This window comes from Skermanella sp. (genome assembly GCF_059503625.1).
Genome location: NZ_JCACHA010000583.1, coordinates 1 through 19,110 on the forward strand (window position 1 = coordinate 1; position 19,110 = coordinate 19,110).

Below are 19,110 nucleotides of genomic sequence, written 5' to 3' on the forward strand. Positions count from 1 at the left end.
GCAAGGCGCGGTTCGGACCGAAGCTGCGGTAGCCGGACGGCGGATACCGGCAGGCGCCGACCAGACGCTCCGCTTCCGCCCGGTCGTTGATCATCGGGCAGATGACCCCCTGGGCGCCGGCGTCCAGGACCTTCATGACGATCCCCGGTTCGAGCCACGGCACGCGGACCATGGGGACGACGGCAGTGGTCGAGATCGCCGTCAGCATCGCGACCGCCGAGGCGTAATCCGTGACGCCGTGCTGCATGTCCACCGTCAGCGTGTCCCACCCCTGATGGGCCATCGTTTCGGCGGAAAAGGCATCGGGGATGGACAGCCAGCCGTTCAGGGCGCTGCCGCCGTCCCGCCATAGGGTACGCAGGCTATTTTCTCTCAATGTTGTTTCCTCCCTTTGTCGTTCCGGACATCCCCGGATCTCCGGTCCCTGTTTGTCCCGGCCACTCCGTGATGACAACCCCTATCCGTAGCCGAATGTCATCATTTGTCATGACGGGAAACCGCCGGTTGCACTTTTAGGTCGACCGTCCTGGGCTTGGATGGCGGCGCTATACGCTATAACTATAGCACGCCATCATCTCGGATTTCAATCCTATTGCCGGCAGGTCGCAGATGGCAGGTCCAGGATCTGCCTGTAACGAAGTCGGCCTCTCAACCTTCCGTATTGTCTCCATCGAAGACAAATCGCGATTTCGTAAAGGCGATTGAGGAAAATACTACCAAATTATTACGTCACACTTTTCTCACAACTCTCTGGTTGACATATTGCGGTGCAACATCAAAATGAACTTCTCCATCACAGCAGGACCAGAAGTAACATCGAAACCAACCGACCAACATAGAGCCGGTGGACACCAATGTATCCTAGATCAAACCAATTTTATGTTATCACGCCTGCTTATTCAAAAAATGGTGAAATGATGACGCGACGTTATTTTCAGCTTTTGTATTACAAATTCGCTGTCAGTCTCATTGGATAGAAGTTATTTATTTTCAAATCGCCAATTACAAAAAACTTGTGAGCCTTTTTAAAGGTAATCCCTCAACTTTGCGCATGTTGATCGATCGGTTCTATTGAGCTGAACATCCCCTACGCGCACCGAGACATGAAAGTGTGGAGAAACCATGGATTCCGACCTGACCACCGGCGTTTCGCGTTTTCAGCGGGGCTACTATCGTCGGCACCGCCAGACGTACAGGACCCTGGCACGCCATGGCCAACGGCCGGATACGCTGTTCATCGCCTGCGCCGACAGCCGTGTGCTGCCCCATGTCATCACGTCGTCGGTGCCGGGCGACCTGTTCGAGCTTCGAAATGTCGGCAACATGGTTCCCGCCCATGGAAGCAACTGCGACGCCACGGGCTCGGCGCTCGAATACTCGCTTCATGTGCTGAACGTCAGCCGGATCATCGTGTGCGGCCATTCGCATTGCGGCGCCTGTGCCGCCTTGCTGTCGGGCAAGGCGCCCGTTGCCCTGGAGCAGACGAAAAGCTGGATCGAGCAGGGCCGAAATGTCAGGGAACTGGTCCTGTCCTCGGTCGAGGGCGGCAAACTGGACCTGGAGGCGGCGCTGGAGGATCACGAGACCCGCAGCCAGCTCGAGGGCGCCCTTGAGCGGGCGATGGTCGTCCACCAGCTTCGCAACCTGATGACCTATCCCGAGGTCAAGGAACGGACGGCGGACGGCCGCCTGACGCTCCTGGGATGGCACTACAGCATCGATAGCGGCATCGTCGAACAATATGACCGCGATCAGCTCGCGTTCCATCCGGTCAAGGCGGAGGAGCCGAAACTCCTCAGCCGTACGTTCGGTTCGCTGTCGTCCCTGGCCTGGTAAGGCCTGCTCCCGGTTTTCCTTCATTCAGTACGAGGAGCTTCCCTTTTGACCAGTCAAAGCGTGACGGGTTCGCTTTCCAGGATCGGCATGAACAACGTGCTGGCCGGCCTGATCGTCGCCGTCGTGGCGCTGCCGCTCTGAATCGCCTTCGCGATCGCCTCCGGCGCCAGCCCGATGGCCGGCCTCGTATCCGGCGTCGTCGGCGGCGCCATCGCGGCGATCTTCGGCAGTTCGCGGTTCCAGGTTTCCGGTCCGGCCGCCGCCTTCATCACCGTGATCGCCGGCATCATAGCCAGCCATGGCCTGCCCGTGCTGATGGCAGCCACGCTCTGCGCCGGGTTCATCGTCATCGGCATCAGCGTGCTGAAGCTCGGCCGGCTGATGGAGTTCATGCCCCATCCGATCATCGTCGGCTTCACCACCGGCATCGGCCTGCTGATCCTGATCGGCCAGATCCCGGTGGCGCTGGGCGTCGCCGCCGAGGGCGACGACGCCATCGCGAAGCTGATCGATACGGTTCGCGACATCCACACCGTCAGTATCCAGGAAGTCGTCATCGTCGGCGTGAGCTTCGTGTCGGCGCTGGCCTGGGGCCGCACCCGCTTCAAAAAGTGGGTTCCCGCCCCTCTGGTGGCCCTGGGCGTCGGACTGGGCACGGCGGAACTGGCGGTCTGGCAGGGATTCCCCGTCGCTACGGTGGGCGCCGCCTACAACGTCTCGATCGACGGGCTGGGCTTCTCCGCGGATTTCCTTCAGACCATCCTGTCGAACCCCAGCGCGGTCCTCCTGTCGGCCCTGACGCTTGGGCTGCTTATCGCCGTCGAATCGCTGCTGGCGGCCAAGGCGCTGGACTCGCTGACCGACAGCAGCCATGACCCTAACCGCGAGCTGTTCGGTCTCGGGCTGGCCAATGCGGCCGTACCGTTCCTGGGCGGCCTGCCGGTATCGGGCGTGATCGTGCGCGGCAGCACCAACGTCATGAGCGGCGCCACGAACAAGTCGGCTGCGCTGATGCATGCCATCTTCCTCGGCATCTTCGTCGCCGCCCTGGCTTCGGTGGTCGCCCGCCTGCCCATGGCAGCGCTGGCGGCAGTGCTGTTCATGACCGCGATGCGCCTGATCGAAGTGGGCGAGATCCGGAGGATCCACCTGATGGGAGCGACGGAAGGCCGCCTTGCCATCCTGACGGCCGTCCTGACCGTTCTGGTCGATCTGACGGTATCCGTGCCGGTCGGATTGGCCCTGACCCTGCTGCTGGTGCTGCGCCGGATGCTGGCCCACGGCTCGATCGCGGTGCGCGAACGCCACGGCGTCCAAGTCGCCGATCCCGGCACCCAACTCACGTTCCTGACGAGCCCGCGTATCCGGCCGCAGATCGACGCGGCGCTCGACGATGAGTCGAAGCCGGTCCAGGCGCTGGACCTTAGCAGGGTCTCGGCTATGGACGCGACCGGCTTGTCGATGGTGGCCGAGGTGATCGACCGGCACCCGCACCTGGACGTCTGGGTAGCTTCGGCGGAGAAGACTCCGGCGCTTCAAAGCGCCGGCGTGCCAGAGGATCGTATTCACATCCTGGGAAACAAGCTTGTGCGCCTGCGTGATGTATTGGCGACGATCCAGGCCGCCGATCCCACGGAACTTGCCGCTGTTTCGGCAAAGGCTCGATAGACAAAGGACGCGCCCTCGCGGGCGCGTTCACTTACTCGACCTGTGCCGAGCACAATCGGAGTCTTCCTGGAGCCGAACTTCGTCTGTTCCAGTTCAGTTCAGACGTCCTCGCCGAGCGGTTCGAACTGGGTGGGGTCCAGCAGCGCTGCCACAGCCAGCGTCTTCAATGTCTTAGGGTCGTCCGCCCGCTTCATCTGGGCGTGCATCGCGCCCATCCCGTCCTTGCGGATCGCCACGATTTCCCACACGCTGCCACCGGGTCCCAGTCTCCGGTAACGCTGTCCTTCCGCAATCTCACGCTTTCTTCGCCGCATTGGCGTTCTCCAGAACCAGTAACCATTTTCTACCAAGCCGGCATCGCATCATGATGAAACAATCGGCAGTACCCTTGCGAGCGTTTCCGTCAGTCCTCCCGCGAGCATGCGAAAGGCGTGGCTGAAAGGCAACAGGGGAAGGTTCATGCCTAACGTCGTATGCCGGAAGATGCTGCACCGCCAGAGGAACAGATGCCTGTTCCGGAATGTTAGTGGGTCATGAAAACCGATCTCGATATCGTAATGGTGGCGACCCGTCTGGTGGAAGAACTGGGCGACGACGCCGTGCGCTTGGCCAAGGTTAAGCTGGTCGAGCTGATTGCCGCCAACAACCTGCGCGCCGCCGCGTTTTGGCGCGAGGTCATGCGGCTTTGCGAGGAGCATACCGGTGCCGCGGCTCCGCCGCCCACAAGTATATCTCCGCCGAGGGCAGACGCCGTCAATACGGCGAAGTTCGCGGCGCATTAGCGGGGCGCTTCGGCGCGCCTTTGCGGATAGGCAAAAGGCCCGGTGCCGAGCGCCGGGCCTTTTGCCGTCCTTGCGATATGTTCAAGCCACCCGCTCCGAATCCCTATCGTATTACCAAGGGCCGAAGAGTTTGACCGGTCTGGAGCGTCAGATGTCGGGCTGAAGAGGCCCGACCTGCGAATTGACCCTACGCTCGCCCGGTTGACGGACAGGGGTGTGGCCGCTGCTCGACACAGCGGCCGCCCTTCGGATCAGTTCGTGGTGACTTCGGCGTACTTGCCGTCGTTCCACTTGTAGAAGACGTAAGCCGGGGTCGTCACGTCGCCTTTCTGGTCGAAGGCGATCTTGCCCATCACGGTATCGAACTCCGTGCTGCGCATCGCCGCCGTCACCTTGTCCAGGTCCTTCGAACCGGCCTTCTCCACGGCCTGCTTGAAGACCTGGAGGGTGGCGTAAGTGTAGAGGGTGTAGCCTTCCGGCTCGAATCCCTGGGCGCGGAACTTGTCGACGACGGCCTTGGCGCCCGGCTTGTTGCGAGCTTCCGGACCGAACGTCATCAGAGTGCCCTGACCGGCGGGACCGGTGATCGTCCAGAATTCCTCGGTGACGAGGGCATCGCCGGAGATGATCTGGACGGACATGCCCTGATCCTTCAACTGGCGTGCGATCAGGCCGGCTTCGGTATGGTAGCCGCCGATATAGAGCACGTCGATGCTGGACTGCTTCAGCTTGCTGACCAGGGCCGAGTAGTCGCGCTCGCCGGGGGTATATGCCTCGTAAAGCTTCTCCTTGAGGCCGGCGGCGTTCATGGCCTTCTGCGTCTCGTCCGCCAGACCCTTGCCGTAAGCGGTCTTGTCGTGGATGACCGCGACGTTCTTACCCTTGTAGGTCGTGGCGATGTACTGGCCGGCGACAAGGCCCTGCTGGTCGTCACGGCCGCAGATGCGGAAGACGTTGTTGCCCTTGGCCTCGTCGGTCAGCTTCGGGTTGGTCGAGGCGGGGGAGATCTGAAGGATACCTTCCTCGCTGTAGACCTGGCTGGCCGGGATCGACGAGCTGGAGCAGTAGTGGCCCGACACGAAGATCGCGCCGGCACCGGCGAGCTGGTTGGCCACGGCCACGGCCTGCTTCGGATCGCAGGCGTCATCGCCCACTTCCAGCTTGATCTTCTCACCCATGATGCCGCCGGCGGCATTCAGGTCGGCAACGGCCTGATCGGCACCGCGCTTCATCTGTTCACCGAGGGCCGCGTACTGGCCGGTCATGGGACCGGCGACCGCGATGACGATATCGGCATAGGCAGCGGTGGAGGCGAGTGTCAGCGCCGCCGTTGCCGCGAGGAGAGTCTTCTTGAACTTCATAACCACGATGCTCCCTGTTCATGAGCTGGTCGTTACATAACCTGTCGAAACATGCCGAATCGAAAAGGCCGCGCCGATTACCGCCCGCTACCGGTGCCGGGTAGCGGGCGGTGTTCCGCGTTGTATTTATATTATATCTGACCTGTAGCGGAGTGCGACAGAAACCGGAGTATCTTTCGCTTATCAGGCAGCGGAACTTCTTTCCCGCCAACTGAACAGACCGCTTCGTTCATAAAGCCACGGGTACTGCTTCACCATCTTGCGCGCCTGGGTCATCCGGTACGCCGCGAGACATATCACCGTCAGGATCGCTGTGTGGATGACATAGCCGGTCAGGCTGAGCAACTGGCCGCCGAACAGGGCGTAGATCAGGAATCGGTCGCCCAGGCCGAGCAGCGCCGTGTAGAGGAAGGCGGTCCGCATGGGACGCCATTTGGAGGCCATCCCCTGCCCCGTCATGAAGGCGGCTCCGCCGAACAGGACGACGGTGAGGCCGAGGAAGACAGGCAGGGAAACTCCGAGAAGCTGTTCCATCATGGGTCTCCTAATGCCCGCCTTCGAGATAGGCGGTCCGCACTTCCTCGTTCGCCAGCAACTCGCGCCCGGTGCCCTGGAGCGTGATGTTGCCGTTGACCATGACATAGCCGCGATGGGCCAGCTTGAGGGCGTGGAAGGCGTTCTGCTCGACCAGGAACACGGTCATCTTCTGCTCCCGGTTGATGTCCTCGATCACCTTGAAGATCTGCTTGACGATCAGCGGCGCCAGCCCGAGCGACGGCTCGTCCAGCAGGAGCAGGCGCGGCTGGCTCATCAGCGCGCGCCCGATCGCGAGCATCTGCTGCTCTCCGCCCGACAGGGTGCCGCCGCGCTGGGCCTGACGTTCCTTGAGGCGGGGGAACAGGGTGTAGACCCGCTCCAGTTCCCGGCTGAAGCTGCCGGGCTGGGCCGTGATCGAGCCCATCTGGAGGTTCTCCAGCACCGTCATGCGGCCGAAGATGCGGCGCCCCTCCGGTGACTGGGCGATGCCGCGCCGGACGATCTCGAAGGTCGGGACGCGGGTGATGTCCTCCCCCTCGAAATGGACCGAGCCCGACTTGGCGCGCGGGTTGCCGCAGATCGTCATCAGCAGCGTCGATTTGCCGGCGCCGTTGGCGCCGATCAGGGTCACGATCTCTCCGGCGGAGACTTCCATATCGACGCCCTTCAGCGCCTCGATCGAGCCGTAGAAGGTGTGGACGCCCGATATCTTCAGCATTGGCGTCTTCTGTATTTGCTCGGGGCTTCGCTGGTTCATGCGCCTTCCTCCCGCACGGCGACTTCGGGCAGGTCGCGGATGATTTCCGGCGGCAATTCCTCGTCCTCCTCCTCGCCCAGATAGGCGCGGATGACGGTCGGGTCGTTCTTCACGTAGGCGGGTGTGCCGTCGGAGATCTTGCGGCCGTAGTCGAGCACGACGACGTGGTCCGAAATCCTCATGACGACGCTCATGTCGTGCTCGATCAGGAGCACGCCGATCTTCTCCACGTCGCGGATATAGATCAGCAGTTCGGCCAGATCGCCCGACTCGCGCGGGTTGAGGCCGGCGGCCGGTTCGTCCAGGCAGAGCAGTACCGGTTCGGTACACATGGCGCGGGCGATTTCCAGCCGGCGCTGGGCGCCATAGGGGAGATTGCCGGCTTCCCAGTCGGCGAACTTCGTCAGCTTGACCTTGTCAAGCCAGTGCCGGGCCAGTTCGACCGCCTCCTTCTCCGCCTTGCGGTAGACGGGGAGACCGAGCAGGCCTGCTACCGTGAAGCCCGACGCCTTCATCAGCTTGTTGTGCTGGGCGACGATCAGATTCTCCAGGACGCTCATATGGGCGAACAGGCGGATGTTCTGGAAGGTGCGGGCGACGGCTGCCTGCTGGGAGATGCGGAAGGCTTCCAGCCGCTCGAGCAGGAAGATTTCCTCGTCGCGGTGCAGCGCCAGCCGGCCGACGGTGGGCGAATAGAAGCCGGTCAGGCAGTTGAACATCGTGGTCTTGCCGGCCCCGTTGGGGCCGATGACCGCCGTGATCTGCTGCTTCATCGCCGTGAACGAGACGTCGTTGACGGCTACCAGCCCGCCGAACCGCATGGTCAGGTGCTCGACTTCGAGCAGCGGGGTTCCGGTGATCGCGGTCATTCCCCTGCCTCCGAATCGGCCTGTTGCTGTCTGGCGCTACGTTTGGGGTGCAGCAGGATCGTCGGGTCCCGGTGAGCCAGCAGGCCTTTGGGCCGCCAGACCATGATGAGGACCATGCCCATGCCGAAGGCCAGCATCCGGTATTCCGCCAGTTCACGGAAGGCTTCGGGCAGGCCGATGATCAGCAGTGCCGCGACGACGACGCCGATCTGGCTGCCCATGCCGCCGAGCACGACGATGGCGAGGATGATCGCCGATTCGATGAAGGTGAAGCTTTCCGGGCTGATGAAGCCCTGGCGGGTCGCGAAGAACGAGCCGGCGAAACCGCCGAACATGGCGGCGATGGCGAAGGCCGCCAGCTTGATGTTGGTCCGGTTGATGCCGAGCGAGGTGCAGGCGATGTCGTCTTCCCGCAATGCCTCCCACGCCCTGCCGACCGGCAGCTTGCGGATGCGCATGGTGAAGACGTTGACGCAGAGCGCCAGAACCAGGATCAGGTAATAGAGAAAGATGATCCGGTGCATGGGATCGAAGGCGATCCCGAACAACTGGTGGAAGGCCACGGTGCCTTCCGGCGGACGGCGTTCGAAGTCGGCGATGCCGAAGAAGCTGGGGCGCGGAATGCCCGAGATGCCGTTGGGACCGCCGGTGAAGACGCCCCAGTTGAGCAGGACGATCCGGATGATCTCCCCGAAGCCCAGCGTCACGATGGCGAAATAGTCGCCGCGCAGCCGCAGGACCGGGAATCCCAGGATCACGCCCGATGTCGCCGCCAGCAATCCTGCCAGCGGCAGGCAGAGCCAGAAGCTGAAGTCGAAGTAATGGGCCAGCAAGGCATAGGAATAGGCGCCGACCGCGTAGAACGCGACATATCCCAGATCGAGCAGCCCTGCCAGCCCGACCACGATGTTGAGACCCCATCCCAGCATGATGTAGGTCAGGATCAGGATGCCGATATCGACGACCGAGCGGCTGGCGAAGGGCATGAAAGGCAGGACGACGGCGAACAGGACGGCGATGGGGCCGATCCAGACGGCGGCGTCCTGGACGCGGGCGCCGAGCCGGTCCATCGCCCGGTCCCGTTCCTGCTGGGACAGCGTGCTGCGGTCGCTGCGCGCCGTGATGGCGGCGCGGATCGCGATGATCAGGGCGCCGGCTATCGCGATGACCTTGAGGGCTGTCGACGGGAACGGCAGGAACCATGCCGCGGCGGCCACGCCCAGGCTGACGACCAGCACGGGGATCGCCTGTTTCTCGCGGGTCAGGATCAGGCCGATGCGGCCGATGAAGACCAGCGCCACGGCGATGGCCACCTCGGTGAAGCGGGGACTGACCGTCAGGCGGGAACCGACGTCGACGGTCCGGAGACCGACCAGCGGGAAGGTGAGCGCAAGCGCTATCAGCGCGGTCACTCCCGCTTCCTTCAGCATGGCGGGCAGGTCCAGACCCGGGCGGCGGGATTGTTGGGATGCGAGTGCCGTCATCGGGTCAGACCTTCTCGATTTCCGGTTTGCCGAGCAGGCCGGTCGGGCGGAAGATCAGGACCAGCACCAGGATGGTGAAGGTCGCCACGTCCTTGTACTCGATCGAAAAATAGGCCGACCAGAACGCTTCGATCAGACCGATCAGCAGCCCGCCGAGCATGGCGCCGGGCAGCGAGCCGATACCGCCCAGAACGGCGGCGGTGAAGGCCTTGACGCCCGCCAGGAAGCCGATGAAGAAGTCGATCACGCCGTAGTACAGCGTGACCATGACGCCGGCCACGGCGGCGAGCGCCGCCCCCAGCACGAAGGTCAGCGAGATCGTGCGGTCGACGTTGACGCCGAGCAATCCCGCCATCGTCTTGTCCTGCTCGCAGGCGCGCTGGGCGCGGCCGAGCTCGGTCCGGGTGATCAGCATCGTGAAGCCGGCCATCAGGGCGGTGGTCAGCAGGATGATGATGATCTGGAGGTAGCTGATGCTGACGGCGAAGCCGTCCGCCCGCTCCATCACGGTGAAGCCGCCCTGGATCATCGGGGGCATCGGCTTGACGCGGGCGCCCTGGACCAGCTGGACGTAGTTCTGGAGGAAGATCGACATGCCGATGGCGGAGATCAGCGGCGCCAGCCGGAAGGAACCGCGCAGCGGCCGGTAGGCCAGCCGCTCGATCGTCCAGCCGTAGATGCTGGTGAAGACCATGGAGATGATCAGCACCAGCAGCAGCATGATCGGGACCCAGGTAATGCCGGCGGCTCCCAGCACGATGAAGCTGATCACCGCGATGAAGGCGCCGATCATATAGATCTCGCCATGGGCGAAATTGATCATGCCGATGATGCCGTAGACCATCGTGTAGCCGATCGCGATCAGGCCGTAGATGGCGCCGAGCGTCAGCCCGTTGATCAATTGTTGAAGGAAGTATTCCATATCATCGATACCCAGACGTGGATTGCGGCAGAGCGTCGGCGCAGCTCGCTGTTGACCGCCGCGGCAGGCGGCGGTTCGACCGTTGGGGCGGTGCCCGTTCGAACAACCCGGAGATCCGGCGCGACGGCAAGCCGTGGCGCCGACGAGATTGCAGACAGTCGGAATTCTCCCGGTTCAAGCTTTCGGCCGGGTGGCGGGACCACCGGCCTTGTTGTTGCCTGGACGTTATATTACGGCCTGCGGGCCGGCAAGCATTGAAAATACGGTTACAATGGCGACTGAACGAGCTTGCTTGAGCCCTGGGCAAAGTGGAGCCAAGAAACAAGCAGGTTGCCCAAAATGAAAGAGGGCTTGGAAACTTGGGATCGGCGCCGCCCGGAGCGTTCGCGCCGGAACGAACACAGCATAGTGCTTACCCTGGTCACAAGGATTGGTAGAAGATTTGCAATGCAAACGGGAGCTTTTTAAAACAACGTGACACCGGTCATGGTGAGACCGATCAGCGACAGGGTGCCTGCCGTCACGCCGACGAAGATGCTTTTGCGCGCCAGATAGAAGGCGGCCACCGCGACCGCTGCCGAGACGAGGCGGACGCCGAGGTCGGTCGCCTCGAGCGGCCCGACCGGCATGACGATCATGCGGGCGATCAGCGCGGCCAGCAGCCCGTAGGCGATGCAGCCGACCCATTCGAAGACGGGACCGGCCGGATCGATCCGGCCGGACAGGGCGACGCCCAGCGCCCGCCAGACATAGGTCGCCGCGGCTCCGGCGATCAGGACGACGATAAGCCACAGGTTGGGCGTCGACAGCGCCGGTACGGATAGCTCAGACATGCCGGCGCCTCAGCAGCCTTTCTCCGCCGAAGGCGAGGGTCCCCGCGATGAGACCGGCGAACATCAGGCCCCAGTCATGGGATATCGTGTGGAAGAAAGGCCCGAGCACAGCACCGAACGCCAGGGCCATCGCGCGGGCGCGGTGACGCAGGTCGGTCGCGAAGATCAGCATGAAGTAAATCGGGTTCAGGAAGACGAGGCCGAGCGTGATCGAGCGGGGGACGCTGTCGGCCAGCAGGAAACCCAGCGCCGTCCCGAGCAGGCTGGCGATCCACAGGCTGGCTGCGAAACCGAGGAAATACGGCAGCCGCAAGGGACGCGGCATGTCCGGACAGCGGCGCATGGAAAAGGCCCAGGCCGTCACCGCGACCAAGTGGGAATAGAGGTAATATCGCCAGCGCGGAACGGCGGGGTCGTGGACCAGCGGCATCAGGGTGATGACCATGGGCATGAGCCGCGCATTCGTCAGCGCGACCGCCAGACAGATCACCAGGAGCGAGGCGCCGACCCCGTACAGTTCGACCAGAACGACCTGACCCGGCAGCGCCCACGCCGACAGGGTGGAGAAGAGCCCCAATCCCAGACCGATGCCGCTTTCCCGCACCAGCGAACCGAAGCCGACATAGCTGGCGCCGAGGACGAGGGACGGCATGCCGGCCGCTTCCTTCGCCGCGCTGAAAAACATCCGGCGCCGGGCGCTCTGGTCGCCCGACAGTGCTGTCTCTGTCATCCGTTTCCCGGAGGGCGGCCGCTTTGCGGGATCGTGGGGGCCGCCTACGGGAGTCGAAAATACTCAGCTATGGCCGCCAGTCAACTTGCAGACGGCTTCCACCCAACTGGCTTCCAAACGGCTGGCTTCCAAACGGCTGGTTTCCGGTCAGTCGACTTTGGCCGCGGTGAAGATGGTCTTTGCAGGCTTGGCCGAACCGCCCTTGGCAGCCGCCGCATCCTTTGCGGGTTTCGCCTTCTTGGCGTCGTTGCCCTTGCCCTGGACCGACGGCTTCGCCGAGGCCTTGGTCGCGGTCAGCGGCAGGTCGCTGTCGAGCAGTTCCGCCACGGTCACGCCACAAGGCGGAGCTTTGCCGATCTCGTCGGTCCTGCTGTCGGCCAGATAGCGCTTCAGGTCGCTCTCCGACAGCGCCAGCGCCCGGTCGACGATGTCGCTGTGCGTCTGGCAGAAGACCGGGGGGGTCAGCAAGGCGGAGCGCTGGGCGATCTCGTTGGCGACCACGGTCCGGAAATCGTCGAACCTGCGGGTCGGGTTGCTCTTGTCGGTTTCCCGGAAGTGGCCGATCAGCACCTTCTCCCAGTTCATCAGGGAGGTGCGGTTCTTGGTGGTGAACTGCTGATACTTGGAGAAGAGCTTGCGGTCGGCCTCGATCGCGTTGCAGGTAAGGCCGATGACCATCAGTTCGGTGTGCAGGCGGACGGCCTGCTCCGCATCGTATTCCGCCGCCGAGTAGCAGGCCGGCTTCGCCCAGGCCGATGTCGAAGTCGCCAGGACGCAGGCCGTGGTGACGGCGGCGGCGATCCGGCGCAGCTTGCGGACGGTCGGGAGAGGGGCTTTTTCGCTGGTGGCAGACTTCATGGGGAGCGGCCCTGTGCTAATCCGGATGGACGGATCCGGACGGGTTGTGGCATGTACGAACTACTTCGTTTAGGGCAATTTGCCTTATCGAAGGTAAAGACACAATGTCCAACCTGACGAATCTTTTGGCGATGAGGACTGAAGGCGTTTCGGATAAGCTTGTTCATGCGACCCGACAACAGCTTCAACCAACCGGTCTTCATCCATGATTCGCATCGGCATCGATCTCGGTGGCACCAAAATCGAAGGAATCGCCCTAGATCGCAACGGCCTGGAACTGGCGCGGCGGCGAATCGGTACTCCCCGTGGCAATTATGCAGCAACCCTGGATGCGATAGCCGGGCTGGCGACATGGCTGGAGGGGGAGGCGGGCGGCGGCCCCGCAACGATCGGCATCGGCATTCCGGGAGTCGTCTCTCCCCGGACCGGATTGGTCAAGAACGCCAATTCAACGTGGCTGATCGGGCATCCGCTAGACCGGGACGTGGCGGAGCGGCTGGGTAGGAAGGTGCGAATCCAGAACGACGCCAACTGCTTCGCGGTATCGGAAGCCGCCGACGGCGCCGGAGCCGGGCACCACACGGTCTTCGGCGTGATCGTCGGCACGGGTACCGGGGCCGGGATCGTCGTGGGCGGCAAGGTGCTGACCGGGCGCAATGCGATCGCGGGGGAGTGGGGCCACACCTCCCTGCCCTGGCCCGCCGCCTCGGAACATCCGGGGCCGGAGTGCTACTGCGGACGTCCGGGCTGCATCGAGACCTGGGTGTCGGGACCGGGCTTCGCCGCAGACCATGAACGGGCGACGGGACGGAAACTGCCGGCGCCCGAGATCGCCGCGCTGGCGGAGGCGGGCGATGCCGACGCCGTGGCGGCGCTGGAACGGTACGAGGACAGGCTGGCGCGCGGGCTGACCATGGTGATCGACGTGCTCGACCCCGACGTGATCGTGCTGGGCGGCGGCATGTCCAATGTCGTGCGGCTGTACCGCACGCTGCCGGCGCTGCTGAACCGCTGGTGCTTCTCGGACGGGATCGACACGCCGGTCGTGAAGGCCCGTCATGGCGATTCGAGCGGGGTCCGGGGAGCGGCCTGGCTTTGGGGGGTCGATGAAGCGCCGGACTGAAAAGCCGGATCCGGGGCGGGCGGACGAGGCGGCTGGACGGGGCCGCGCCTAAGCGGTTGCGCCGGGGCGTCTGGAATGCCAAACCTGCGCCCCGAAAATTTCTCGTCAAAACGTTCCCGGAGGAACCATCACGATGTCCATCCAGCGCTTCAAGATCGGCCCCCGCATGAGTCAGGCCGTCGTCCACAACGAGACGATCTATCTGGCCGGTCAGGTCGCCGAAGACACGACCGCCGACGTCAAGGGCCAGACCAGCCAGATCCTCAACCAGATCGACGAGTTGCTGGCCCTGGTCGGCTCAGACAAGAGCAAGCTGCTGTCGGCCACTGTCTATCTGAGCGACATGGCGCATTTCGGCGCGATGAACGCTTCCTGGGAAGCCTGGATCGATCCCGCCAACCCGCCGGTCCGGGCAACGGTGGAAGCCAAGCTGGCCGCCCCCAAGTATCAGGTCGAGATCGCCATCATCGCTGCGAAGTAACGTCGCCTTAGGCGGACTTCCGGTCAGCGGGCTATCCCGGCGGCGGGTCCGGGATAGCCCCACATCCGGTCGACCGCGAACAGGTCGAAATGGACGGCGCGGTCGGACGGCGTTCCGGACAGGCCGATATTGAGGCTGCGGCCTTGAAGGACGGTATCGAGCGACGCCGGATCGCCGCCGGCGCGGATGTCGGATGCGGTCCCCAGCAGAAGGGCGCCCAACTCGCCGGCTTCGTCCCACAATCCCTGGAGCGACGATGCGATCCGCTCCCCGGTGACGGGATGGCGGAAGCTGTCGAAGTCGAAGAGATCCTTCGGCATGTATTCGGGCAGGGTAGGATAGAACAGGGCCGTGAACGCCCGCAGCCTGCCCTTGAGCAGGCGGTTGGCGGCCGCGACGGCAGCCGCCGCGGCGGGCACGGGAAACAGCCGGGTCAGAAGCATCTGCACGGCATAGAAGCGCCTGACATAGCGGCCGACATCGGCGTGGATACGCCACGCTTCCGCGAAACTGCCGGCGAAGAAATCGAGGCAGTCGAGGTTGGTGCGGCGGTTGCGGCGGATCGCCGTCATCGGATCGAAATCCCGGAGCGTCGTTCGCTGACGGCGGAGCATAGCAAGGTCGAGCCAGGATTCGACCAGCCTGTGGGACATCTGGGAGTCCGCCTGCCGGACCGGATCGGCATCGTAGTAAGGTCCGGTCACCGCGTAGACCCAGGGGTGAAAGACGATGTCGAGAGCCATGTGGGACAGGAAACCGCAGACGAAGGCGAAGCGGGCGTCGCTTTCCGCGTCCGCCGGCTGATTTCGAAGGCGGCGCAGCATCTCACGGATCGGCGTTCCGGTATCTTCGCCCAGTCCGCCGTGAACGATCTCGCCCCAATGGCCGTAATCGCGGTCGACGATGGGAAACGTCACTTCGTAGTATAGTGTGTCGGTCGCGATGGAGCCGAAATGAAGCGTTGGCCGGTTGTACCGCAGGAGTTGTCCGAGATCCGCACGGCCGCCTCGGGCGAGCCGGCCGGTCAGCTCGTCGGCAAACAGGATATGGGTCAGTTCCTTCGGCATTCTTCGATCCAAATTTCTTCAATCCAGCGAGCAGCGCAGAGAGGGGATCACCATGGACTGGGATACCATCGAACTGAACTGGGAACGGTACAGGAAACTGGCGCGGGACAAATGGCACAAGATTCCGGACGCTGTCCTTGAAGACATCGCCGGCAAGCGGGAACGCCTGGTCGCGGCGGTCGAGCGCGCCTATGACGTGTCGCTCGAGCAGGCCGAGCGCGACGTGAACAGGTGGTCGGAGGAGGCGCGGCGCGTCGGGGATGCCCTGGCGGACCGGTTCGCCCGTTCCCGCAGCCAGGCCGCCGCCGAGTTCCGGTCGGCGGCCGGCGCTACCTCCGCCCGGGTCGCGGAAGGCCGCCAGCGTCTGGCCGATTTCCGCGGCGAAGCCGGCGCCAGAGGCGAATTGGCAATCGGCCGGACGCGCGAGCAGGTGCGGGCGCACCCCGCCGCGGCGATCGCCCTGGCGGTCGGCATCGGAATGCTGCTGGGCCAATTGCTGACACGGCGCAGATAGTCCGGCAGCGATCGGCCCAGGCAGCCTTTTTCCGGCGTCAGCCTTCGAGCGGCAGGGGAACGAAGCGGAGTTCGCCCTGCCGGCTCAGCAGCATCAGCACGTTCTTGCGGCCGGCCTGACGCGCCTGATCGATCCGGCTGGTCACGTCGTCCGGGCTGTCCACCGGCTCCTGCCCGACCTCGACGATGACGTCGCCGGCGGTGATGCCCTGCCCCGCCGCCGGGCTGTCGCCGGCCGATTCCGTCACGACGACGCCTTCGACGGTCTCGGGGATGCTGAAGGTTTCCCGCGTGGTGGCGTCGAGCGGCGCCAGCGTCATGCCGAGCGTTTCGGTCGTCGGCGTCTGGGGTTCCATGCTGGGCGTCGGCGATTCGGTCATGGCACCGGCCGCCTGCTGCGCCTGCTCCATGTCGCCGACGCTGACCGACAGCGTGCGGGTCTCGCCGCCGCGCTGGATCACGACCTCGGCCTTCTGCCCGATGGGGGTGTCGGCGACCAGACGCGGCAACTGCCGCATGGCGTCGACGTCCTGCCCGTTGAACCGGAGGATCACGTCGCCCTGGCGGATGCCGGCCTGCTGGGCCGGGCCTTCCGGCGTGACGGTGGTGACCAGCGCTCCCTTGGGTTCACGCAGTTGCAGGCTTTCCGCGATCTCGGGCGTGACCGCCTGGATCTGGACGCCGAGCCAGCCGCGGCGGGGCTTGCCGTGGTCTCGAATCTGCTCCAGGACCGGACGCGCCAGCGAAGCCGGGACGGCGAAGCCGATGCCGATGCTGCCGCCGGTCGGCGAGAAGATCGCCGTGTTGATGCCGACGACCTCGCCGGCCATGTTGAACAGCGGGCCGCCGGAATTGCCCCGGTTGATCGAGGCGTCGGTCTGCAGGAACTCGTCATAGGGTCCCTGGTTGATGTCGCGCGCCCGCGCCGACAGGATACCGGTGGTGACGGTTCCGCCAAGGCCGAAGGGATTGCCGATCGCCATCACCCAGTCGCCGATCCTGAGAGCGTTGGAGTCGCCGAAGCGGGTGGCGGGCAGCGGCTTGTCGGTCTTGACGCGCAGCAGCGCCAGATCGGTCAGCGGGTCGGAACCGACCAGCTCCGCCTGAAGCACGGTGTCGTCGTGAAGGGTGACCTGGATCTCGTCCGCATCGGCCACGACATGGTTGTTGGTGGCGACCAATCCGCTGGGATCGATGATGAAACCGGAGCCGAGCGCGGTGACCGGACGCGGAGTCGGCTGCTGTTCGCGGAACTGGCGGAAGAACTCCTCGAACGGCGATCCAGGCGGAAACTCCGGAAGGTCCTGTCCGCCGGGTCCCTGCCCCGGTCCGCCCGGTGCTCCAGGTCCAGGTCCAGGGCCAGGGCCGCCGGGTCCTTGCCCAGGCCCTCCCGGTCCGCCGGGTAACCGGGGACCGCCGGGTCCCCTGGTCTGGGTGGTCGAGATATTGACGACCGTCTTGATCTGCCGCTCCGCAAGGTCGGCGAAGCCGGGCGGGCCGCTTTGCGCCGAGAGGGGGGCTGGCAGGACAACGCCGGCGGCGCCGAGGAAGGCGGCAAGCGGCAATGCCACCAGCCGTCGCGCGACCATCGAGCGGCGCTGGCGGTGTTGAGACGAGATCATTAACGGTCCTCCGACAATATGCGATGCGTGACGCCCGCGGGCATTTTCGACGCATCTCATCAACACGGGAACACCGATGCCCGTTGCCTCGGTCCGCGAAGCGTCACAGGTCCGGATGCCGTCGTGAACCCGGCCTGCCGGTTCTGCGATCTTGAGAAACGATCTTTGCAACGTTCATTTACGGTGTTTATTACTTAAGGCTGCAATGAAATGACTTTTTCAATAAATGAATAAGCCGTTCTTCAGACCAATGCCCAACCATTTACGGGTCGCCCGTAATTGATGCGATTTCGCTACCCAGCTACCTCACGCCTTGAAAACCGGAGCCGGCGAATACCGACTCGGATACTCGATTCTTTAAAAGTCGGAAGCGAAGAACGCCCGGCGAATGACGATTTTTCAAATTCGGCGGTCGCGAAACCGCAAACACGGAGCTTTGGCTGTCGGCGCGCCGCGAAATTCGCCCCTCGCTTGAGAATGAGCACGAAATGGGGTGAGAAATCTTCGGTACCTGTGAAAACGGTGCTGGTAATTTGATCGCGAATACCCAATATTGTTCTCGTTAGACAACATCACCACCGCCGTCATGCGTAAACGTTGCTGCCCTCTGGGAGGACGCCGCGCTGTTTGCGCACTTTTTTCCGAGCGAAGTCACCACACCAATGACGCAATCCTCACTCTGGCAACCGAGCGATATCATGAGCGCTGAAGCCGGCACCGAGCCGGAGGCGCCCAAGCGGCGCGGCCGCATCCCGCAGTCAGCATGGCCGCACATACTTGAGCGGCACCGTGCTGGCGCGACATTGTCCGCCATAGCACGAGAGTTCGACTGCACTCCGAGCGCGATCTCCTACATAGTGCGCAAAGCGGAAGCCTCGGGTATCGAGCCTGCCGCGGCCCCGGCCGCCGAACCGGCCACCGAACCGACGGTAAGCGGAGACGCGGAAACCGAAACGGTCGCAGCCGCGAGCGAACCGGCTGCTGCCGAGGCGGAAGTCCCGGCGCCGCAGGAACGGCCGGAAACGGTTGCCCAAACAGCCGAACCGGCTCCCGTTGCAGAGCCTCAGCCGGTTGCGGAGCCTCCGGCCGCCGCGGAACCGGCTCCTGAGCCGCGTCCGGTGGTAAAGCGTGTCTCGCCGACCGAAGGACGTTCGCAGCTGCGCGCTTCCGATCTGGGACGCGGCGCCGCGCGCGAGGCCGCTCCGGTTCCGCCGCAGCCGGCACCGGTGGAAGCTCGTCCTGCTCCCGCTTCCGCTCCTGCTCCGGTGGCCCAGGCGACGACCGCGGTTCCGGAAGCGGCTCGCCCGGCAGCACCTGCGGGACGGCAAGAGCCGGCACCGCCGGTCGACGCGGTCGAGGGACGGCTGCGCGATACCGCGCGGTCTTGTCTGGTCGCTTACCGGGGCTGGAAATCGGCTCCCGGCGAGAACAGCATCCAGACGCTTCACGACGCGGTCCACGAGCTGCGCAAGGCGCTGGCTCGGATTGAGATCGACATGTCGGCCAGCCGGCGTGACGAGCAGGTAAATCGGCCCATTCCGATCCCTGCTCACCGCGCCGCACGGCGTCCGCGCTGAATTGAAGGTGCGGATTTAGTTACCTGTTGCTTTGATCGGAAAAGCGGCTCTTGAAAAGGCCGATGTCGAGGGTTGTTTCCTTGGCATCGG

20 protein-coding genes are annotated in these 19,110 nt (G+C 64.2%); 7 read left to right on the plus strand and 13 right to left on the minus strand.

Annotation, left to right across the window (positions count from 1 at the left end):
* A partial coding sequence (locus AC5JJ6_RS14460; RefSeq protein ID WP_496042721.1) for an HpcH/HpaI aldolase family protein occupies window positions 1-376 on the minus strand: 376 nt, incomplete at its 3' end.
* 746 nt (window positions 377-1,122) lie between these two features.
* Here AC5JJ6_RS14460 and AC5JJ6_RS14465 point away from each other — a divergent pair.
* Together AC5JJ6_RS14465 and AC5JJ6_RS14470 are read left to right on the plus strand one after the other, a co-directional pair.
* Window positions 1,123-1,836 (plus strand): carbonic anhydrase, encoded by a 714-nt coding sequence (locus tag AC5JJ6_RS14465; RefSeq protein ID WP_496042722.1) that lies wholly within the window; start codon window positions 1,123-1,125, stop codon window positions 1,834-1,836.
* Between the two features lie 153 nt (window positions 1,837-1,989).
* Complete coding sequence (locus AC5JJ6_RS14470; protein WP_496042738.1) at window positions 1,990-3,504, plus strand: SulP family inorganic anion transporter; 1,515 nt, start codon at window positions 1,990-1,992, stop codon at window positions 3,502-3,504.
* A gap of 98 nt (window positions 3,505-3,602) precedes the next feature.
* On the opposite strand, the gene AC5JJ6_RS14475 is transcribed toward AC5JJ6_RS14470, so the two are convergent.
* Entirely contained in the window at window positions 3,603-3,818 is a 216-nt protein-coding gene (locus AC5JJ6_RS14475; protein WP_496042723.1) for a hypothetical protein, read from the minus strand.
* A gap of 219 nt (window positions 3,819-4,037) precedes the next feature.
* On the opposite strand from AC5JJ6_RS14475, the gene AC5JJ6_RS14480 reads away from it, so the two are divergent.
* A complete protein-coding gene (locus tag AC5JJ6_RS14480; RefSeq protein WP_496042724.1) occupies window positions 4,038-4,286 on the plus strand; it encodes a hypothetical protein in 249 nt (82 codons plus the stop codon).
* A 251-nt stretch (window positions 4,287-4,537) separates the two neighbouring features.
* On the opposite strand, the gene AC5JJ6_RS14485 is transcribed toward AC5JJ6_RS14480, so the two are convergent.
* From AC5JJ6_RS14485 to AC5JJ6_RS14525, 9 genes are all read right to left on the minus strand, one after another.
* Window positions 4,538-5,647: a branched-chain amino acid ABC transporter substrate-binding protein gene (locus tag AC5JJ6_RS14485; RefSeq protein WP_496042725.1), complete on the minus strand. Its 1,110-nt coding sequence runs from the start codon at window positions 5,645-5,647 to the stop codon at window positions 4,538-4,540.
* A gap of 183 nt (window positions 5,648-5,830) precedes the next feature.
* Window positions 5,831-6,181 carry a DUF6867 family protein gene (locus AC5JJ6_RS14490; RefSeq protein WP_496042726.1) on the minus strand — a complete coding sequence of 117 codons (351 nt, stop codon included), beginning with the start codon at window positions 6,179-6,181 and terminating at the stop codon, window positions 5,831-5,833.
* A gap of 10 nt (window positions 6,182-6,191) precedes the next feature.
* Window positions 6,192-6,902 (minus strand): ABC transporter ATP-binding protein, encoded by a 711-nt coding sequence (locus AC5JJ6_RS14495; RefSeq protein ID WP_044434214.1) that lies wholly within the window; start codon window positions 6,900-6,902, stop codon window positions 6,192-6,194.
* Window positions 6,903-6,937: 35 nt separating this feature from the next.
* Window positions 6,938-7,810, minus strand: a complete 873-nt coding sequence (locus AC5JJ6_RS14500; protein ID WP_496042727.1) for an ABC transporter ATP-binding protein — start codon at window positions 7,808-7,810, stop codon at window positions 6,938-6,940.
* Window positions 7,807-9,294, minus strand: a complete 1,488-nt coding sequence (livM, locus tag AC5JJ6_RS14505; protein ID WP_496042728.1) for a high-affinity branched-chain amino acid ABC transporter permease LivM — start codon at window positions 9,292-9,294, stop codon at window positions 7,807-7,809. Before livM ends, AC5JJ6_RS14500 begins: the two co-directional genes overlap by 4 nt.
* 4 nt (window positions 9,295-9,298) lie before the next feature.
* Complete coding sequence (locus AC5JJ6_RS14510) at window positions 9,299-10,216, minus strand: ABC transporter permease subunit (RefSeq protein WP_496042729.1); 918 nt, start codon at window positions 10,214-10,216, stop codon at window positions 9,299-9,301.
* A gap of 464 nt (window positions 10,217-10,680) precedes the next feature.
* A complete protein-coding gene (locus tag AC5JJ6_RS14515; protein WP_496042730.1) occupies window positions 10,681-11,049 on the minus strand; it encodes an AzlD domain-containing protein in 369 nt (122 codons plus the stop codon).
* Window positions 11,042-11,779: an AzlC family ABC transporter permease gene (locus AC5JJ6_RS14520; RefSeq protein WP_496042731.1), complete on the minus strand. Its 738-nt coding sequence runs from the start codon at window positions 11,777-11,779 to the stop codon at window positions 11,042-11,044. The genes AC5JJ6_RS14515 and AC5JJ6_RS14520 overlap by 8 nt, the downstream gene beginning before the upstream one ends.
* A 147-nt stretch (window positions 11,780-11,926) precedes the next feature.
* Window positions 11,927-12,637, minus strand: coding sequence for a hypothetical protein (locus AC5JJ6_RS14525; protein ID WP_496042732.1), 711 nt, complete (start codon window positions 12,635-12,637; stop codon window positions 11,927-11,929).
* Between the two features lie 205 nt (window positions 12,638-12,842).
* Between AC5JJ6_RS14525 and AC5JJ6_RS14530 the strand changes: the two genes are divergently transcribed.
* Window positions 12,843-13,760 (plus strand): ROK family protein, encoded by a 918-nt coding sequence (locus AC5JJ6_RS14530; RefSeq protein ID WP_496042733.1) that lies wholly within the window; start codon window positions 12,843-12,845, stop codon window positions 13,758-13,760.
* A 133-nt stretch (window positions 13,761-13,893) separates the two neighbouring features.
* Window positions 13,894-14,241 (plus strand): RidA family protein, encoded by a 348-nt coding sequence (locus AC5JJ6_RS14535; protein ID WP_044434083.1) that lies wholly within the window; start codon window positions 13,894-13,896, stop codon window positions 14,239-14,241.
* A gap of 23 nt (window positions 14,242-14,264) precedes the next feature.
* Here AC5JJ6_RS14535 and AC5JJ6_RS14540 read toward each other — a convergent pair whose 3' ends face one another.
* Window positions 14,265-15,308 (minus strand): zinc dependent phospholipase C family protein, encoded by a 1,044-nt coding sequence (locus tag AC5JJ6_RS14540; protein WP_496042734.1) that lies wholly within the window; start codon window positions 15,306-15,308, stop codon window positions 14,265-14,267.
* A gap of 52 nt (window positions 15,309-15,360) precedes the next feature.
* Between AC5JJ6_RS14540 and AC5JJ6_RS14545 the strand changes: the two genes are divergently transcribed.
* Window positions 15,361-15,822 (plus strand): CsbD family protein, encoded by a 462-nt coding sequence (locus tag AC5JJ6_RS14545; RefSeq protein ID WP_496042735.1) that lies wholly within the window; start codon window positions 15,361-15,363, stop codon window positions 15,820-15,822.
* Window positions 15,823-15,859: 37 nt separating this feature from the next.
* On the opposite strand, the gene AC5JJ6_RS14550 is transcribed toward AC5JJ6_RS14545, so the two are convergent.
* Window positions 15,860-17,443 carry a DegQ family serine endoprotease gene (locus tag AC5JJ6_RS14550; RefSeq protein WP_496042736.1) on the minus strand — a complete coding sequence of 528 codons (1,584 nt, stop codon included), beginning with the start codon at window positions 17,441-17,443 and terminating at the stop codon, window positions 15,860-15,862.
* A 698-nt stretch (window positions 17,444-18,141) separates the two neighbouring features.
* Here AC5JJ6_RS14550 and AC5JJ6_RS14555 point away from each other — a divergent pair.
* Window positions 18,142-19,020 (plus strand): hypothetical protein, encoded by an 879-nt coding sequence (locus AC5JJ6_RS14555; protein WP_496042737.1) that lies wholly within the window; start codon window positions 18,142-18,144, stop codon window positions 19,018-19,020.
* The last annotated feature ends 90 nt before the right edge of the window (window positions 19,021-19,110 follow it).

Bases quoted from the DNA above. Each gene is read 5' to 3' on its own strand.
- AC5JJ6_RS14465 (WP_496042722.1), top strand. From the start codon at position 1,123: ATGGATTCCGACCTGACCACCGGCGTTTCGCGTTTTCAGCGGGGCTAC.
- AC5JJ6_RS14475 (WP_496042723.1), bottom strand. From the start codon at position 3,818: ATGCGGCGAAGAAAGCGTGAGATTGCGGAAGGACAGCGTTACCGGAGA.
- AC5JJ6_RS14480 (WP_496042724.1), top strand. From the start codon at position 4,038: ATGAAAACCGATCTCGATATCGTAATGGTGGCGACCCGTCTGGTGGAA.
- AC5JJ6_RS14485 (WP_496042725.1), bottom strand. From the start codon at position 5,647: ATGAAGTTCAAGAAGACTCTCCTCGCGGCAACGGCGGCGCTGACACTC.
- AC5JJ6_RS14490 (WP_496042726.1), bottom strand. From the start codon at position 6,181: ATGGAACAGCTTCTCGGAGTTTCCCTGCCTGTCTTCCTCGGCCTCACC.
- AC5JJ6_RS14495 (WP_044434214.1), bottom strand. From the start codon at position 6,902: ATGCTGAAGATATCGGGCGTCCACACCTTCTACGGCTCGATCGAGGCG.
- AC5JJ6_RS14500 (WP_496042727.1), bottom strand. From the start codon at position 7,810: ATGACCGCGATCACCGGAACCCCGCTGCTCGAAGTCGAGCACCTGACC.
- livM (WP_496042728.1), bottom strand. From the start codon at position 9,294: ATGACGGCACTCGCATCCCAACAATCCCGCCGCCCGGGTCTGGACCTG.
- AC5JJ6_RS14510 (WP_496042729.1), bottom strand. From the start codon at position 10,216: ATGGAATACTTCCTTCAACAATTGATCAACGGGCTGACGCTCGGCGCC.
- AC5JJ6_RS14515 (WP_496042730.1), bottom strand. From the start codon at position 11,049: ATGTCTGAGCTATCCGTACCGGCGCTGTCGACGCCCAACCTGTGGCTT.
- AC5JJ6_RS14520 (WP_496042731.1), bottom strand. From the start codon at position 11,779: ATGACAGAGACAGCACTGTCGGGCGACCAGAGCGCCCGGCGCCGGATG.
- AC5JJ6_RS14525 (WP_496042732.1), bottom strand. From the start codon at position 12,637: ATGAAGTCTGCCACCAGCGAAAAAGCCCCTCTCCCGACCGTCCGCAAG.
- AC5JJ6_RS14530 (WP_496042733.1), top strand. From the start codon at position 12,843: ATGATTCGCATCGGCATCGATCTCGGTGGCACCAAAATCGAAGGAATC.
- AC5JJ6_RS14535 (WP_044434083.1), top strand. From the start codon at position 13,894: ATGTCCATCCAGCGCTTCAAGATCGGCCCCCGCATGAGTCAGGCCGTC.
- AC5JJ6_RS14540 (WP_496042734.1), bottom strand. From the start codon at position 15,308: ATGCCGAAGGAACTGACCCATATCCTGTTTGCCGACGAGCTGACCGGC.
- AC5JJ6_RS14545 (WP_496042735.1), top strand. From the start codon at position 15,361: ATGGACTGGGATACCATCGAACTGAACTGGGAACGGTACAGGAAACTG.
- AC5JJ6_RS14550 (WP_496042736.1), bottom strand. From the start codon at position 17,443: ATGATCTCGTCTCAACACCGCCAGCGCCGCTCGATGGTCGCGCGACGG.
- AC5JJ6_RS14555 (WP_496042737.1), top strand. From the start codon at position 18,142: ATGAGCGCTGAAGCCGGCACCGAGCCGGAGGCGCCCAAGCGGCGCGGC.